Source organism: Nocardioides sp. SYSU D00065 (assembly GCF_017916425.1).
Classification (GTDB): Bacteria; Actinomycetota; Actinomycetes; order Propionibacteriales; family Nocardioidaceae; genus Nocardioides.
This window is the reverse complement of sequence record NZ_JAFMSX010000001.1, coordinates 1,188,930-1,202,599: the sequence shown is the minus strand read 5'-3', so window position 1 is coordinate 1,202,599 and position 13,670 is coordinate 1,188,930. Positions and strand designations below refer to the sequence as shown.

The following is a 13,670-nucleotide window of genomic DNA, read 5'->3' as shown; positions in this document are numbered from 1 at the left end:
TGGTCACGGCGTGGTGACCGCGGTGCCGACCGCGCGGAAGTGGCGCGTGCGACCGAAGTTGTCGAACGAGCCGAAGCCCACGCGGCCGCCGGAGAACGTGGTGTCCGTGGCCGTCATGAGCGGCTCGTCGGCACCGTCGACGTAGACCTCGATGCGGCCGGTGTCCGCGTCGTAGGACACCCGCACGTCGTGCCAGTCGGCGTCGGTGACGGCGGGTGGGGCGCCCACCGAGCCGGTCCACTGGTCGTCGATGCGCCGGCGGTCGGCCTCGTCCACCACGAAGATCCCGTTGTGCGGATAGATCGTGTTGTCCTGCGAGAAGTGGGCGTAGTAGAAGCGCCGAGGTCCCTGGTAGTTCCAGATGACCACCACGTCGCGGTTGCTGACGGTGACCGACTCGTCGAGACGCACCTCGGCGCTGACGTCGACGTCGGCGAGCTCGGGCCCCTTGGTCACGACGGCGTACTCGAAGGGGCGACGCACGCCGTCGTTCGGGTTGGTGCCGGCGCGGGTGAGGACGACCTGGTTGCCCCGGTAGTCCCACAGCTCGTCGGTCAGCGGGTCCCAGTGCTGGGGGGTCGCCGGTGCGACGACCCTGACCGTCCGGTCGTGGTCGGGGGCGGCTGTCGCCGCCGTAGCGGGCGAGGCGAGGACCGCCGTGGTGAGGAGGGCGGTGCTGACGAGCGTGGTGGGGATGGTCCTGCGGTGCATGTGCTCCCGTTCCTTTCCGAGAATCCAGAGTGGGGGCGTGCAGTGGCCCGGCGGGCCGGTGAGGTCAGAGGTGCGGCTCCACGAGCTCGACGTAGCGGCGGGCGAGCGTGTCGACGACAGCCCGGCCGTCGGCGGCCCAGACGTCGGCGTTGAAGATCTCGACCTCGACGTCGCCGGTGTAGCCGGCGGCGGCGACGAGGGAGGTCAGTCGCGCGAAGTCGATGTGGCCGTCGCCCATCATCCCGCGGGACAGCAGGGCGTCCGGCGGGAGCGGGGTGATCCACTCGCAGACCTGGTAGGACGCGATCCGCTCGCCGGCGCGGGCGATCTGCTCCTCCACGCCCGGCTCCCACCACACGTGGAACGTGTCGACGACGACGCCGACGGCGGCCGACGGGAGCGGTTCGGCGATGTCGAGGGCCTGTGCCAGCGTGGAGACGACGCCGCGGTCGGCGGCGAAGATCGGGTGCATCGGCTCGATCGCGAGACGTACGCCGACGTCGAGCGCGTGCGGGACGAGCGCCTCGATCGCGTCGGCCGCGCGGGCGCGCGCGGCACCGAGGTCGCGGTCGCCGGCGGGCAGGCCGCCCGGCACCAGGACCAGGCACGGGGCGCCGAGCGCCGCGGCCTCGTCGAGGGCTCGACGGTTGTCGTCGTGCCGCTCGGCCCGCGACAGGTCGCCGGCGCCGGTGAAGAAGCCGCCGCGACACACCGAGGAGACCCGCAGGCCCGCCTCGCGCACCCAGCGAGCGGCCGTCTCGAGCCCGACCTCGGCGACCGGCTCGCGCCACGCACCGAGGGCCGGCAGCCCGGCAGCGACGCAGCCGTCGATCGCCTCTCGGAGGCTCCACCCGTCGACCGTCTTCTGGTTGAGGGAGAGCCGGGCCAGGCGGGGGTCGCCCGGGGCGGGTGTCGCGACTCGCGCGGGGGCACCCGAGGGGACGTCGAGGGCCACGTCGACGGCGGTCATCGCGTACGTCCCGGGCCGTCGAGGCCGGCGACCTGCAGGCACAGCTGCATCCGGTGCGCCGCCAGCTCGGGGTCGGGCAGCAGCCGGGCCTCGTTGGCCAGCGCGAAGAGCCGGCCGAGGTGCACCGCGCTGCGCGCGGACTGCAGGCCGCCGACCATGGTGAAGCCGGGCTGGTGGCCGCACAGCCACGACAGGAAGGCGATGCCGACCTTGTAGTGGTACGTCGGGGCTTCGAACACGTGCCGCGAGAGCGGCAGGGTGGGCGCCATCTCCGCGTCGTAGGTCTCGAGGTCGCCCTCGTCCAGCGCGGTCAGTGCCGCCGAGGCGGCCGGGGCGATGGCCGCGAACGCGCCGAGCAGCGCGTCGGAGTGGTGCCGTCCGTCGCCGCGGATGAGCTCGGGGTAGTTGAAGTCGTCGCCGGTGTAGAGGCGCACGCCGTCCGGCAGCTGCGCGCGCAGCCCGGTCTCGTGGTCGGCCGACAGCAGCGACACCTTCACCCCGTCGACCTTGTCGGCGTGCGCGCGCACGAGGTCGAGGAACGTCGCGGTGGCGGCGTCGACGTCGGCCGAGCCCCAGTAGCCGCGCAGCTGCGGGTCGAAGGCCTCGCCGAGCCAGTGCAGGATCACCGGCTCGCGCACCTGGCTGAGCAGCTCGGCGTAGACCGACAGGTAGTCGTCGGGTCCCGCCGCGACGGCGGCCAGCTGGCGCGACGCCATCAAGATCACCTGGGAGCCGGTCGACTCGACGAACGCCACCTGCTCGGCGTACGCCGCACGCACCTCGTCGAGGGTGGCGGCTGCCGGCGCGTGGTCGGTGCCGGCACCGGAGGCGATGCGGGCGTCGTACTCCCGCGCCTGCTCGGCGCTGCGGCGCACCAGCTCCTGCACCGCGGGCCAGTCCAGGCCCATGTTGCGCTGGGCGGTGTCCATCGCCTCGGCGACGCCGAAGCCGTAGCGGAACAGCTCGCGCCGGAAGGCGAGCGTGGCGTCCCAGTCGACCACCGCGGGCGCACCCGGGACGTTCTCCCCGCGGGGGTCGGCCACGACGTGGGCCGCGGCGAAGGCGACGCGCTGGGCGTAGGGCTGCGGGTGGTCCTTCCACTGGCGCGGCTCGGCGAGGGTGACCTCCTGCCACCCGCCGTCGGCCAGCGGGACCTCGACGCGGGCGGGGCTCATCGCAGCGCCACCCGCCGGCCCTCGCGCGAGGACGTGAGGCCGGCGTCGACGAGCTCGAGGCCGCGGACGCCGGCGGAGAAGTCGTAGCGGTGTGGACGGCCGTGGTGCACGTCGAGCAGGAACTGCTCCCACTGCGCGCGGAAGCCGTTGCCGAAGACCTGGTTGTCCGGGATCTCGCGCCACTGGCCGCGGAAGTCCTCGGTGGTCGGCAGGTCGGGGTTCCACACCGGCATCGGGGTCGACTCGCGCGGCTGGATGCGGCAGTTGAACAGGCCGGCGACCGCCGAGCCGTGGGTGCCGTCGACCTGGAACTCCACCAGCTCCTTGCGCTCCACGCGGACCGCCCAGGAGGAGTTGACCTGCGCGATGATGCCGCCGGCCAGCTCGAAGATGGCGTACGCCGCGTCGTCGGCGGTGGCGTCGTAGCGCTCGCCGTTCTCGTCCCACCGCTCCGGGATGTGCGTGACCGCCTTGGCGGTGACCGCCTCGACGCCGCCGAACAGGTTCTCGAGCACGTAGTTCCAGTGGCAGAACATGTCGAGCACCATCCCGCCGCCGTCCTCGGCGCGGTAGTTCCAGCTGGGTCGCTGGGCCGGGAGGTAGTCGCCCTCGAACACCCAGTAGCCGAACTCCCCGCGCACCGACAGGATGCGCCCGAAGAAGCCGGAGTCCACCAGGCGCTTGAGCTTCATCAGCCCGGGCAGGTAGAGCTTGTCGTGGACGACGCCGTTGATGATGCCGCTGCGCTCCGCGGCGTCCACGAGCTCCTGGCCCTCGGCGACGGTCTCGGCGATCGGCTTCTCGGTGTAGACGTGCTTGCCGGCGGCGGCGGCCTTGAGGATCGCCTTCTTGCGCTCGCTGGTGACCTGGGCGTCGAAGTAGATCGGGGCGGGGTCCTCGGCCAGCGCGGTGTCGAGGTCGGTGGACCAGTCGGCGATGCCGTGCTGGTCGGCCAGGCGCGCCAGCTTGTCGGCGTTGCGCCCCAGCAGCACCGGCTCCACCTGCAGCCGGGTGCCGTCGGGCAGCGCGATCCCGCCGTCGTCGCGGATGGCCAGGATCGAGCGCAGCAGGTGCTGGCGGTAGCCCATGCGTCCGGTGACGCCGTTCATCAGGATGCGGAGTGTGCTGTCAGGCATGGTGGGTCCTCACGTCGAGGTCGTCGGGTGGGCGTACGTCAGGCGGTGGGCGCGGCGCTCGGCCGTCCGCCCAGGTAGAGCTCGGCGAGCTGCGGGTCGCGCAGCAGCTCGTCGGCGGGGCCGGAGATGTGGACGCGCCCCAGGTCGAGCACGCAGCCGAGGTCGGCGGTCTCCAGCGCCCGGCGGGCGTTCTGCTCGACCAGCAGCACCGCGGTGCCGGCGTCGCGCATCCGCACGACCTGCTCGAAGACGGTGCCGGTCGCCTTGGGGTCCAGGCCCATGGAGGGCTCGTCGAGCAGCACGACCTGCGGGCTGACCATCAGCGAGCGGGCGAACTCGACCTGCTTCTGCTGCCCGCCCGAGAGGGCGCCCGCCAGCGCGTTCCAGCGGTCGGCGACGACCGGGAAGAGCGTCTTGACGAAGTCGATGCGGTCGTTGACCTCGCTCTTGTCCTTGACCGAGTAGGCGCCGAGGCGGACGTTCTCCTCGACCGTCATCTCCTTGAACACGCTGTGGCCCTGCAGGACGTGGGAGAGCCCGGCGGCCAGCATCTGCTGCGGCGAGTTCTTCGTGACGTCCTGCCCGGCCACCCGGATGGCGCCCGAGCGCGGGGTCAGCATGCCGCTGGCGACCTTGAGGACGGTGGACTTGCCGGCGCCGTTGGGGCCGACCAGGCACACCACCGTGGCGGGCGGGACCTTGACGGTGAGGCCGCGCAGGACGAGCGCGGCGCGGCCGTAGCCGGCCTCGATGTCGTCGAGCTCCAGCAGGTAGGGGGCGTCAGATGCCAAGGTAGGCCTCCAGGACTCGGGGGTCGTTCTGCACGACCGACGGGGTGCCTTCGCAGATGGGGCGGCCGCGGTCGAAGACCACGACGTGGTCGGAGAGCGACATGACCAGGTCCATGTTGTGCTCGACGACGATGAAGGTCTTGCCCTCGGCGTTGAGGGATCGCACGAGGTTGGCGATCCGGTCGATCAGCGCCGGGTTCACGCCCCCCGCCGGCTCGTCGAGCATGATCGTGTCGGGGTCGGCCATCAGCACGCCGGCGAGCTCGAGGAGCTTCTGCTGGCCGTAGGAGATGTCGCGCGCCAGCGAGTGCTCGAGGTGCTCGATGCCGACCCGGGCGAGCAGGCCGCGGGCACGGTCGAGCTCCTCGGGGTTGCGCGCCGAGGACAGCTGGCGGCGCAGGCTCGTGGACCGGACGGCGACGAGCATGTTCTCCATCACCGTCATCCGCGGGAAGATCCGGCACAGCTGGAAGCTGCGACCCACCCCGGCCCGCGCGATGCGGTGCGGGGCCTTGCCGGTGATGTCGGCGCCCCGGTAGCTCACCGAGCCGGAGTCGGGCTTGATCATGCCGGTGACGCAGTTGAAGAACGTCGTCTTGCCCGAGCCGTTGGGGCCGATCAGCGCGTTGACCTTGCCGTGGTGGAAGGTGACGGTCGCGCCGTCGACGGCGTGCACGCCGCCGAAGGACTTCCGGAGCTCGACCGTGGCCAGGCTCGGCGTGGACGGCGCGGCGGTGCTCGGGCCGGCGGTCTCGCTGGTGGCGGTCATCGGCGGGCTCCTTCCGTGACGCTGGTGTCGGTCGGGGTGTCGGTGCTGGGGATGTCGGTGCCGTCGTCGGTCCGCGCCTGCTGGTCGGCCTGTCCCGCCTCGGGTCCCGCCGTACGGCGTTGCTCGGCCAGGTCGGCCGCGCTGACCTCGCGGATGGAGGTCTTCTGCGGCCGGAACCGCTCGACGAGGTTCGTGGCGGCCGGGATGATGCCGTCGGGCATGAACAGCACGACCAGGCCCAGGAGCAGGCCCATCGCGACGAGGTGGAACTGGGAGTCGCCGTACTGGTTCTTGAAGTACTCCACCGCGTAGCCGACGATCACGGCGCCGAGGAACGGGCCGAAGAGGCTGCGGATGCCGCCGAGCAGGCTCATCAGCACCATGTAGGAGCCGACCAGGATCGAGAACTGGAAGATCGGGTCGAGGAAGCCGAACCACAGGGCGTAGAGGCCACCGCCGAGGGCGGTGAAGAACGCCGAGACGACGAACGCGATGAGCTTGTAGGTGAAGGTCGGCACGCCGAGGGCCTGCGCCTTGTCCTCGTCCTCGCGGATCGCCTTGAGGCCCGTGCCGAAGCGGGAGCGGTCGATGAGCCACCACACCAGCAGGGCGACGCCCAGCAGGAGCGCGTGGAGGTAGAAGAACCGCTCGTGCTGCTCGGGCCGCAGCACCTCGGGGCCGAACGGGCGCGGCACCCGCAGGCCGTTGGAGCCGCCGGTGAAGGAGCCCCACGACTGGAAGACCAGCAGGAGGATCAGCACCAGTGCGATCGAGACGATCACGAAGGAGGCGCCGCGCACCCGGAGGCTGGCGATCCCGATCGGGACCGCGAGCGCGGCGACGACCAGGCCGGCGAGCACCATCGCGAGCCACGGGTTGATCCCGGTGTGGATGACCAGGAGCCCGGTGGCGTAGCCGCCGAGGCCGGAGTAGGCGGCGTGGCCGAGGGAGATGTAGCCGGTGAAGCCCCCCACGAAGTTCCACGAGGTCGCCAGCACGGCGTAGCTCATGATGACCACGCCCACCGACAGGATGAACGGGTTGGCCGCGACGGACGGGAAGGACAGGACTCCCGCCGCGAGGACGGCCAGGGCGACCGCCTTGAGGAGCATGGACCCGCGGCGGCGGGTGGTGTCCCCGGTCGCGGCCGAGGTCACGGTCGTGGTGTCAGAAGCGCTGGGCAAGACGACCTCCGAAGAATCCCTGCGGTCGCACCATGAGGGTGGCGAACAACGCGATGTAGAAGAACGTCTGGGCCCACGTCGTCCCGAGCGGGATCTGGAGCAGGGACTGACCCATGCCCAGCACCATCGCGGCGATGGCCGCTCCGGGGATGCTGCCCAGTCCGCCGACGACGATGATCGCCATCAGCGGGCCGATCCAGTGCCAGTGCAGCGAGGGGTAGAACGTGGAGTCCAGGGCGAGCGCGGTGCCGCCGACGGCTGCGGTCGCCAGTCCGAGACCGAAGCCGTAGCCGGCCACGCGGTCGGTGTTGATCCCGATCAGCCGGGCCGCCTCCGGGTGCTGGATGGTGGCGCGCAGCGCCTGGCCGAACTGCGTCTTCTTCATGAGGAGGAAGAGCGCGGCGAGCGAGACGGCGGCGAGGGCGAAGGCGATGAGCTTGACCACCGCGACGTTGGCGCCGAACACCTCGAAGTTGGCACCGCCGTAGTCGAGGCGGATGCGCCGCTGGGTGCCGCTGAACGCGAAGCCGAGCATGCCCTCGATGACCAGCGCGATCGAGAAGGTGAGCAGCACCGACATCATCGTCAGGGTCGCCGGCCGCAGCCGGCTGATCAGCACCCGCTGCATGAAGACCCCCATCCCGAAGAAGAGCGGCACCGTCAGCACGAGGGACAGCAGCGGGTCGAGGCCGGTCTCGGTGGAGAACCACCAGGCGAGGTAGGCGGCGAGGATGAGGAAGGCCGAGTGGGCGATCATCACCACGCGCATCACGCCGAAGTAGAGGGTGAGGCCGGCTGCCAGGAGGGCGTAGAGCCCACCCAGCAGCACGCCCAGCACCAGGCTCTGCAAGAGCAAGGACATGACAGGGGCCTAACGGTCGGGAGCGTCGGTCGCTCGGACGGGGACGTCGTGGCGGGTCGGGGTCACCAGGCCGGCTTCTCGATGATGAGGTCGGCCTCCTTGGCCTCCTCGGGCAGCACGATGCGGATCTCCCCGTCGACGTACTGCTGGATCAGGTGGGCGCCCTCCGGCCGGCCCTCGGCGTCCCAGGTGAGCGGGCCGACGACGGTGTCGACCTCGTTCTCACGCAGCCAGTCGATGAGCTGGCTCTGGCACTCCGGGTCGGGGCTGGCGCACTCGACGGCCTCCACCGCGGCGGCGACCACCTGGCCGGTGGTCCAGGCGTTGGCCTCGTCCTCCGCCGGCGGCGTGCCGTTCTTCTCGGTGTAGTAGTCGACGAACTCCTGGTTGGTGGGGAAGTCCGCCTCCGGGGTGTAGCCGGTGGGGGAGAGGATGCCCTCGGTCTTGCTGCCGATCGCCTCGGGGAACTCGGGGTTGGTGGGCGCGGTGGAGAAGGCCGCCATCTTCGGCTGGTAGTCGAGCTGCTGGAGCGCGACGATCATGTTGACCGCGTCCTGGTACTGGGTGCCGCCGACGACCACGTCGGCCTCGCTGTCGGCGATCTTGGCGGCGATGGAGCCGAAGTCGGTGGTGTTGGGCGGGTAGACCTCGTCGACGACGGTCTCGACGCCCATCTCCTCCAGGCGGTCCTTCAGGCCGTAGGCCGTGCCCATCGCGAACGGGTCGTCCATCGCGGCGTACGCCGCGGTCTTGGGTCGCTGGTCCTCGGGAAGCGCCTCGATGGCGTCGGCGAGGTAGTTGTAGTGGTCGTCGGCCACGGCGGGGGCGGCGTAGAAGAGGTTGTCGAAGCCCTGCGTGAAGACCTCCTCGGCGGCACCGGCCGGCTCGACGAAGAGGAATCCGTAGTCCTGGGCGACCTGGGCCGCGGGCACGACGAGTCGGGTGGAGAACGGGCCGAAGACGAGGTCGACGCCGTCCTGGTTGATCAGCTTCTCGTAGTCGGCGGCGACCCGGTCGGCGTTGGACTGGTCGTCGAGGATGGTGAGCTCGACGTCGCGGCCGAGGAGGCCGCCGTTCTCGTTGACGTAGTCGGCCCACGCCTCGTAGCCGCGCTGCACGCCCTTGCCCGGCTCGGAGAAGTCGCCGGTCAGCGGGAGGGAGATGCCGATCTTGATCGGGCCGTCGCCGTCCTCGGCGGATCCGCTGTCCGAGCCGGAGCTCATGCACGCCGTCAGGGCCATGCAGGACGCCATCGCGAGTCCGGCCACGCGGTAGGGGGTCTTGACCTTCATGTCACTCCTCGGGTCCAATGCGTAAGCGCTTTCGTAAGCGCTTTCGGCTACTGTAGGCAGCATCCGCCGGATGTGGCAAGGGTCACAATCGGATCGACCGGGACGGACGCGAGGGGGCGAGATGCACAAGGAGCGGGCGACCGCGCTGCGCCTCAAGGACGTGGCCGAGGCGGCCGGCGTCTCGATCGCCACCGCCTCGCGCAGCCTGTCCGGGGCGCCCGGGGTGAGCGTGCCGGTGGCCGAGCGGGTCCGCGCGGTGGCGACCTCCTTGGGCTACGTCGCCAACGTCCACGCCCGCAGCCTCGCGGGCGGCCCGAGCCGCTCGGTCGGCCTGGTGGTCCACGAGATCGGCGACCCCTACTTCTCCGAGATCGCGAGCGGCCTGCTCGGCGTCGGCGCTCGCGAGGGGCTCACCGTCCAGATCTGCCACACCGGTCGCGACCCCGAGCGCGAGCTCGAACAGCTGCGGATGCTGGTCGCCAACCGCGTCGGCGCCATCGTCATCGCCGGATCCGGCCTGGTCGACCCGAGCCTGCAGGCGCCGGCCAAGGCCGAGCTCCAGGCCTTCCAGCGTGCGGGGGGTCGCGTGGCGGTGATCGGCCGGCACCACCTCGGCGTGGACGCCGTGCTGCCCGACAACACCGGCGGGGCCGGCTCGGTCGCCCAGCACCTGCTCGACCTCGGCCATCGCAGGGTGGCAGTGGCGACCGGCTCGCGCGGGCTCACCACGGTCGCCGACCGGATCACCGGTCTGGAGGCGGCCTTCACCGCCGCCGGCCTCGACTTCGCCGACGTACCTCTCGTGGAGGCCGACTTCACCCGCGCCGGCGGCAAGGCCGCCGCCGAGGAGATCCTCGACCGACACCCGGGCGTCACCGCCGTGCTCGCGCTCAACGACGACATGGCGATCGGCGTGCTGTCGGCCCTCCGCGCCCGCGGCATCTCGGTCCCAGGACAAGTGTCGGTCACCGGCTTCGACGACGTCGCCGTCGCGGGCGACCTGGCCCCCTCGCTCACCACCGTCCGGCTGCCCATGGGGGAGATGGGCGAGCAGGCGCTGCTCCTCGCGCTCAAGGAGCCGGGGGCCCGCCCCCGCCGCCGACCGGTCGGCGCCGAGCTGGTGGTCCGCGACTCGACCGCACCGCCGCCCGCATGACGACGCCACGCGTGCTGGTCGCGCCCGACAAGTTCAAGGGGTCCCTCCCCGCCCACGAGGTCGCGCGCGCCCTGGCGACGGGCCTGCGCCGGGTGCGACCCGAGGCGGTCGTCGACGTCCTACCCGTCGCCGACGGCGGCGACGGCACCCTCGACGCGGCCGTCGCGAGTGGGTTCGAGCGGGTGCCGGTGGTCGCGAGCGGGCCGACCGGCGAGCCGGTGGCGACGGCGTACGCCCGGCGCGGCACGACCGCGGTCGTGGAGATGGCCGACGCGTGCGGGCTGGCCCGCCTGCCCGGCGGCGTACCTGCTCCGACGACCGCGACGAGCCGCGGGCTCGGCGAGGTCGTCGCGGCCGCGCTGGACGCGGGGTGCCGCGACCTCGTGATCGGGATCGGCGGCAGCGCCAGCACCGACGGCGGGGTCGGGATGCTGGCTGCGCTGGGGGCGGCGGTCGACCCGCACGACCTGTCGTCGGACGTGCACCTCGACCTGTCCGGCCTGCACCCCGCGCTCGCACAGTCGCGCATCGTGGTCGCCTGCGACGTGGACAACCCGCTGACCGGTCCGGAGGGCGCGGCCGCGGTGTACGCGCCGCAGAAGGGCGCCACGCCCGAGCAGGTCGCCCTCCTCGACGCCCGGCTGGTGCGCTGGGCCGATGCGGTCGCAGCCGCAACCGGGACCGACCGCCGAGACCAGCCGGGCGCGGGAGCGGCCGGCGGCGTGGGCTTCGGCCTCGTCGCGGTGCTCGGCGCCGAGCTGCGGCCCGGCATCGACCTGATGCTCGACCTGCTCGGGTTCGCCGACCGGGTGCCCGGGGCGGACCTGGTCATCACCGGCGAGGGGTCGCTCGACGAGCAGAGCCTGCGCGGCAAGGCGCCGGTCGGCGTGGCCACCGCCGCCGCGCGGGTCGGCGTTCCGGTGGTCGCGGTGTGCGGGCGCAGCCTGCTCACCGCCGACCAGGTGGCCGCCGCCGGCTTCGCCGGCGCCCACGCGCTGACCGACCTCGAGCCCGACGTCGACGTCTGCCTGCGCGAGCCGGACCGGCTGCTGACCGACCTGGGCGCGCTGGTCGCGCGCCGCTACCTGGGCTGAGGTCTCGCGGCGGGCCTGCGGGGGTCGCTGCGGGGGTCGCTGCGGTTGCGATCCCCGGCTAGCCGGGGATCCCTGCAGGATCGTGGAGGATCCGAGCCACCCAGCGACACGGATCCTCCACGATGGTGTTGTCCACAGCCTGTGGAGAGTCGGTCGCGCGGCGTCGGCCGGTGCCGGAAGGTGAGCGGCATGGACCGACTGCAGGCACTGCTCGCTCGCCAGGGCGGCGTCGTGACCCGCGCGCAGCTGCTCGATCTCGACCTGGCGCTGCACGACGTACGCCGCCTGGTGCGCCGCCGCGAGCTCACGCCGCTCTTCGCAGGGGTGTACGTCGACCACACCGGGTCGCCGACGTGGGTGCAGCGGGCCTGGGGAGCCGTCCTGGTGTGCGGGCGCCCGGTCGCAGGATCGACGCGCGAACGGGGCGCAGCCCTCGCCGGCGAGTCGGCCATGCGTGCCGCCGACGGGCCCGGGCGCGCCGGGGGCGTCGAGCGAGGTCCGATGGTGGTGGCGGTGCCACGCGAGCGGCGGGTCGTCGCGCCCGCGGGCGTCAACGTCGTGCGCACCTTCGATCTCGACGAACGCGTCCAGTGGCACCTCGGGCCGCCGCGGCTGCGCTACGAGGAGGCGGCGCTCGACGTGGCGCTGGCGGCCGCAGAGGACATCGCGGCGATTGGCGTGGTCGCCCGCGCCGTCCAGGGGCGACACACGACCGCCGTACGCATGCAGGCAGCCCTGGCGAGCCGCAGCCGCGCTTCCCGGCGGGACTTCCTCGCCGGGGTGCTGAGCGACGTGGCGGCCGGCACCTGCTCGGTGCTCGAGCACGCCTTCCTCACACTGGTCGAGCAGCCGCACGGGTTGCCGCGCGCTCAGCGCCAGCTCCGTGCCGGGACGGCGAGCGGGGTCGTCTACCGGGACGTGGCATACGGCGAGCGCCTCGTCGAGCTCGACGGCCGGCTCTGGCACGACACGGCCGAGCAGCGCGACCGCGACTTCGAGCGCGACCTCGACGCGGCGGTCGAGGGCCGCGGCACCGTGCGGTTGACGTACGGGCAGGTGGTCGGCCGGCCGTGCTCCACCGCGGCCAAGCTGTCAGCGCTGCTCGAGCGCGACGGCTGGCCCGCTGCGCGGCCGTGCGGGGTCGACTGCGCGGTGGCGCGGGTCGCTTGAGACGGGCGGGTGGGAATCCCCGGCTAGCCGGGGATCCCTGCAGGATCATGGAGGATCCGAGCCACTAGGTGACCCGGATCCTCCACGCTGTTGGCGCGGGCCAGTCACGGGGCTAGCCAAAGACCTCAGCCAGGCGACCTCAGCCACAGACCTCACTCGAAGCCCCAGCCGAAGACCCCGAGAACGCTCAGGCCGGAGGCTCCGGCGAACCGTCCTCGGCCTCCTGACCGGCGTCCGGGTCACCGACGGGCTCCCCGGCCTCCTGGTGCGAGGTGTCCTCGTCAGGAGCCTGCTGCTTGTCGTCCGGCTCCGAGATCGCCTCGGGCACGTCGTCCGCGGCGGGGTTCCCCTCCGGCTGCAGGTCGCGCCCCAGGCCGTTGTCCGCGGGGTCCTCCTCGAGCGCGTCCGCGCCGCCCGGGTGCAGCTCGGGGTCCTCGGTGGTCGGCGTGGGCATCGGGCTCAGGTTGTCGCTGTCCATGGTTTCCCTCCCTGTTCAGGTCGCACGATCCTGTCGTCCCGCCGTCGTCCCGGCTACCCCCGGGGGGCGGGACGAGGCCGGTCCTGCTGCTCCCACCCGAAGGTGAGGTACGCCGCCCCGCTGCCGAGGTGCGCCAGTGCGTGCGCCTCGTGCGGGACCATCGGCTCCGGCAGCCGGTCGAGCCGGCACCACCGGATCTCCGCACACTTCTCCGGCTCCACGACTCGGGGCTTGCCCGTCCACGACCGGGCGGTGAAGAACCAGTCCACCCGCTCGTCGATCGCGTCCGCGTGCTGGGTGCGCTGCATCGTGAAGGCGAACTCGAGCTCCAGGTCGGTGATGCCGAGCTCCTCCACCGCCTCGCGGCGCGCGGCGTCGTACGCCGTCTCGCCGCGCTCCACGTGCCCGGCAGCGGCGGCCGCCCAGTGCCCGTTCATGTAGGGCGTGCCCTGTCGCAGCTGGAGCAGGACCTCGGGGCCCTCGGCGCCGTCGCGCAGCAGGTAGACGTAGGAGGCGGGGACGAGCACGAAGCGGTCGGTCACCGGCCCAACCTAGGGGCTGCTCAGCCGGTGGCAGGGTTGGTGGGGTCGGTGGGCAGTCCGGGCTGCTGAGTCTCGGGGCGCAGGGGGTCGCCCGCGGGACCGGCCGGCGGCGGGGTGGCGGGAGCGTCGTCCGTGCCGCCAGCGGTGCCGCCCGTGCTGCGGTGCTGGTCGAGCGTCTCGCGCGCCTTGCCGGTGGCCTTCTCGACCTTGTCCGCGTGCTTGCCGCCGGTCCTCTCGTTGACGACCTGCCCGGCCTTGTCGATGCCCTGGGTGATCTTGTCGCCGTGCTCGTCGACGACCTTGGTCAGCTTGTCCTTGGCCTTGTCCAGGAATCCCATGC

At 72.5% G+C, this 13,670-nt stretch carries 15 protein-coding genes; 3 read left to right on the top strand and 12 right to left on the bottom strand.

Features of this window, described 5'->3' with window-relative positions; genetic code table 11:
- Window positions 1-3: 3 nt before the first annotated feature.
- The 9 genes from J3P41_RS05700 to J3P41_RS05660 all read right to left on the bottom strand — a co-directional run bounded on the left by J3P41_RS05700 (window position 4) and on the right by J3P41_RS05660 (window position 8,890).
- The gene (locus J3P41_RS05700) at window positions 4-711 is read right to left on the bottom strand and encodes a hypothetical protein (RefSeq protein WP_210649222.1); all 708 of its coding nucleotides are present in this window, start codon (window positions 709-711) and stop codon (window positions 4-6) included.
- A gap of 64 nt (window positions 712-775) precedes the next feature.
- Window positions 776-1,681: a sugar phosphate isomerase/epimerase gene (locus J3P41_RS05695; RefSeq protein WP_210649221.1), complete on the bottom strand. Its 906-nt coding sequence runs from the start codon at window positions 1,679-1,681 to the stop codon at window positions 776-778.
- Window positions 1,678-2,856: a dihydrodipicolinate synthase family protein gene (locus J3P41_RS05690; protein ID WP_210649220.1), complete on the bottom strand. Its 1,179-nt coding sequence runs from the start codon at window positions 2,854-2,856 to the stop codon at window positions 1,678-1,680. Before J3P41_RS05690 ends, J3P41_RS05695 begins: the two co-directional genes overlap by 4 nt.
- Complete coding sequence (locus tag J3P41_RS05685) at window positions 2,853-3,992, bottom strand: Gfo/Idh/MocA family protein (RefSeq protein WP_210649219.1); 1,140 nt, start codon at window positions 3,990-3,992, stop codon at window positions 2,853-2,855. The genes J3P41_RS05690 and J3P41_RS05685 overlap by 4 nt, the downstream gene beginning before the upstream one ends.
- A 38-nt stretch (window positions 3,993-4,030) precedes the next feature.
- Window positions 4,031-4,783: an ABC transporter ATP-binding protein gene (locus tag J3P41_RS05680; RefSeq protein WP_210649218.1), complete on the bottom strand. Its 753-nt coding sequence runs from the start codon at window positions 4,781-4,783 to the stop codon at window positions 4,031-4,033.
- A complete protein-coding gene (locus J3P41_RS05675) occupies window positions 4,773-5,552 on the bottom strand; it encodes an ABC transporter ATP-binding protein (RefSeq protein ID WP_210649217.1) in 780 nt (259 codons plus the stop codon). Before J3P41_RS05675 ends, J3P41_RS05680 begins: the two co-directional genes overlap by 11 nt.
- Window positions 5,549-6,736, bottom strand: coding sequence for a branched-chain amino acid ABC transporter permease (locus J3P41_RS05670; protein WP_246861464.1), 1,188 nt, complete (start codon window positions 6,734-6,736; stop codon window positions 5,549-5,551). The genes J3P41_RS05675 and J3P41_RS05670 overlap by 4 nt, the downstream gene beginning before the upstream one ends.
- Entirely contained in the window at window positions 6,720-7,598 is an 879-nt protein-coding gene (locus J3P41_RS05665) for a branched-chain amino acid ABC transporter permease (protein ID WP_210649216.1), read from the bottom strand. The genes J3P41_RS05670 and J3P41_RS05665 overlap by 17 nt, the downstream gene beginning before the upstream one ends.
- Window positions 7,599-7,660: 62 nt before the next feature.
- Window positions 7,661-8,890, bottom strand: a complete 1,230-nt coding sequence (locus J3P41_RS05660; RefSeq protein ID WP_210649215.1) for an amino acid ABC transporter substrate-binding protein — start codon at window positions 8,888-8,890, stop codon at window positions 7,661-7,663.
- Window positions 8,891-9,011: 121 nt separating this feature from the next.
- On the opposite strand from J3P41_RS05660, the gene J3P41_RS05655 reads away from it, so the two are divergent.
- From J3P41_RS05655 to J3P41_RS05645, 3 genes are all read left to right on the top strand, one after another.
- Window positions 9,012-10,046 (top strand): LacI family DNA-binding transcriptional regulator, encoded by a 1,035-nt coding sequence (locus tag J3P41_RS05655; RefSeq protein ID WP_210649214.1) that lies wholly within the window; start codon window positions 9,012-9,014, stop codon window positions 10,044-10,046.
- Window positions 10,043-11,140, top strand: a complete 1,098-nt coding sequence (locus tag J3P41_RS05650; protein ID WP_210649213.1) for a glycerate kinase — start codon at window positions 10,043-10,045, stop codon at window positions 11,138-11,140. The genes J3P41_RS05655 and J3P41_RS05650 overlap by 4 nt, the downstream gene beginning before the upstream one ends.
- Before the next feature lie 189 nt (window positions 11,141-11,329).
- Window positions 11,330-12,310 (top strand): hypothetical protein, encoded by a 981-nt coding sequence (locus J3P41_RS05645; protein ID WP_210649212.1) that lies wholly within the window; start codon window positions 11,330-11,332, stop codon window positions 12,308-12,310.
- A gap of 187 nt (window positions 12,311-12,497) precedes the next feature.
- Here the strand turns inward: J3P41_RS05645 and J3P41_RS05640 are convergent, their stop codons facing one another.
- Genes J3P41_RS05640 through J3P41_RS05630 form a run of 3 tightly spaced genes read right to left on the bottom strand, consistent with a single transcriptional unit; the run spans window position 12,498 to window position 13,668 of the window.
- The gene (locus J3P41_RS05640; RefSeq protein WP_210649211.1) at window positions 12,498-12,788 is read right to left on the bottom strand and encodes a hypothetical protein; all 291 of its coding nucleotides are present in this window, start codon (window positions 12,786-12,788) and stop codon (window positions 12,498-12,500) included.
- A 53-nt stretch (window positions 12,789-12,841) separates the two neighbouring features.
- Window positions 12,842-13,330, bottom strand: coding sequence for an NUDIX domain-containing protein (locus J3P41_RS05635; RefSeq protein ID WP_210649210.1), 489 nt, complete (start codon window positions 13,328-13,330; stop codon window positions 12,842-12,844).
- Window positions 13,331-13,350: 20 nt separating this feature from the next.
- Entirely contained in the window at window positions 13,351-13,668 is a 318-nt protein-coding gene (locus J3P41_RS05630; protein WP_210649209.1) for an antitoxin, read from the bottom strand.
- Window positions 13,669-13,670 lie beyond the last annotated feature (2 nt).

What these genes read in the sequence shown, in the direction of transcription:
- J3P41_RS05700 (WP_210649222.1), bottom strand. Translation starts at nt 711, where the DNA reads ATGCACCGCAGGACCATCCCCACCACGCTCGTCAGCACCGCCCTCCTC.
- J3P41_RS05695 (WP_210649221.1), bottom strand. Translation starts at nt 1,681, where the DNA reads ATGACCGCCGTCGACGTGGCCCTCGACGTCCCCTCGGGTGCCCCCGCG.
- J3P41_RS05690 (WP_210649220.1), bottom strand. Translation starts at nt 2,856, where the DNA reads ATGAGCCCCGCCCGCGTCGAGGTCCCGCTGGCCGACGGCGGGTGGCAG.
- J3P41_RS05685 (WP_210649219.1), bottom strand. Translation starts at nt 3,992, where the DNA reads ATGCCTGACAGCACACTCCGCATCCTGATGAACGGCGTCACCGGACGC.
- J3P41_RS05675 (WP_210649217.1), bottom strand. Translation starts at nt 5,552, where the DNA reads ATGACCGCCACCAGCGAGACCGCCGGCCCGAGCACCGCCGCGCCGTCC.
- J3P41_RS05665 (WP_210649216.1), bottom strand. Translation starts at nt 7,598, where the DNA reads ATGTCCTTGCTCTTGCAGAGCCTGGTGCTGGGCGTGCTGCTGGGTGGG.
- J3P41_RS05660 (WP_210649215.1), bottom strand. Translation starts at nt 8,890, where the DNA reads ATGAAGGTCAAGACCCCCTACCGCGTGGCCGGACTCGCGATGGCGTCC.
- J3P41_RS05655 (WP_210649214.1), top strand. Translation starts at nt 9,012, where the DNA reads ATGCACAAGGAGCGGGCGACCGCGCTGCGCCTCAAGGACGTGGCCGAG.
- J3P41_RS05650 (WP_210649213.1), top strand. Translation starts at nt 10,043, where the DNA reads ATGACGACGCCACGCGTGCTGGTCGCGCCCGACAAGTTCAAGGGGTCC.
- J3P41_RS05645 (WP_210649212.1), top strand. Translation starts at nt 11,330, where the DNA reads ATGGACCGACTGCAGGCACTGCTCGCTCGCCAGGGCGGCGTCGTGACC.
- J3P41_RS05640 (WP_210649211.1), bottom strand. Translation starts at nt 12,788, where the DNA reads ATGGACAGCGACAACCTGAGCCCGATGCCCACGCCGACCACCGAGGAC.
- J3P41_RS05630 (WP_210649209.1), bottom strand. Translation starts at nt 13,668, where the DNA reads ATGGGATTCCTGGACAAGGCCAAGGACAAGCTGACCAAGGTCGTCGAC.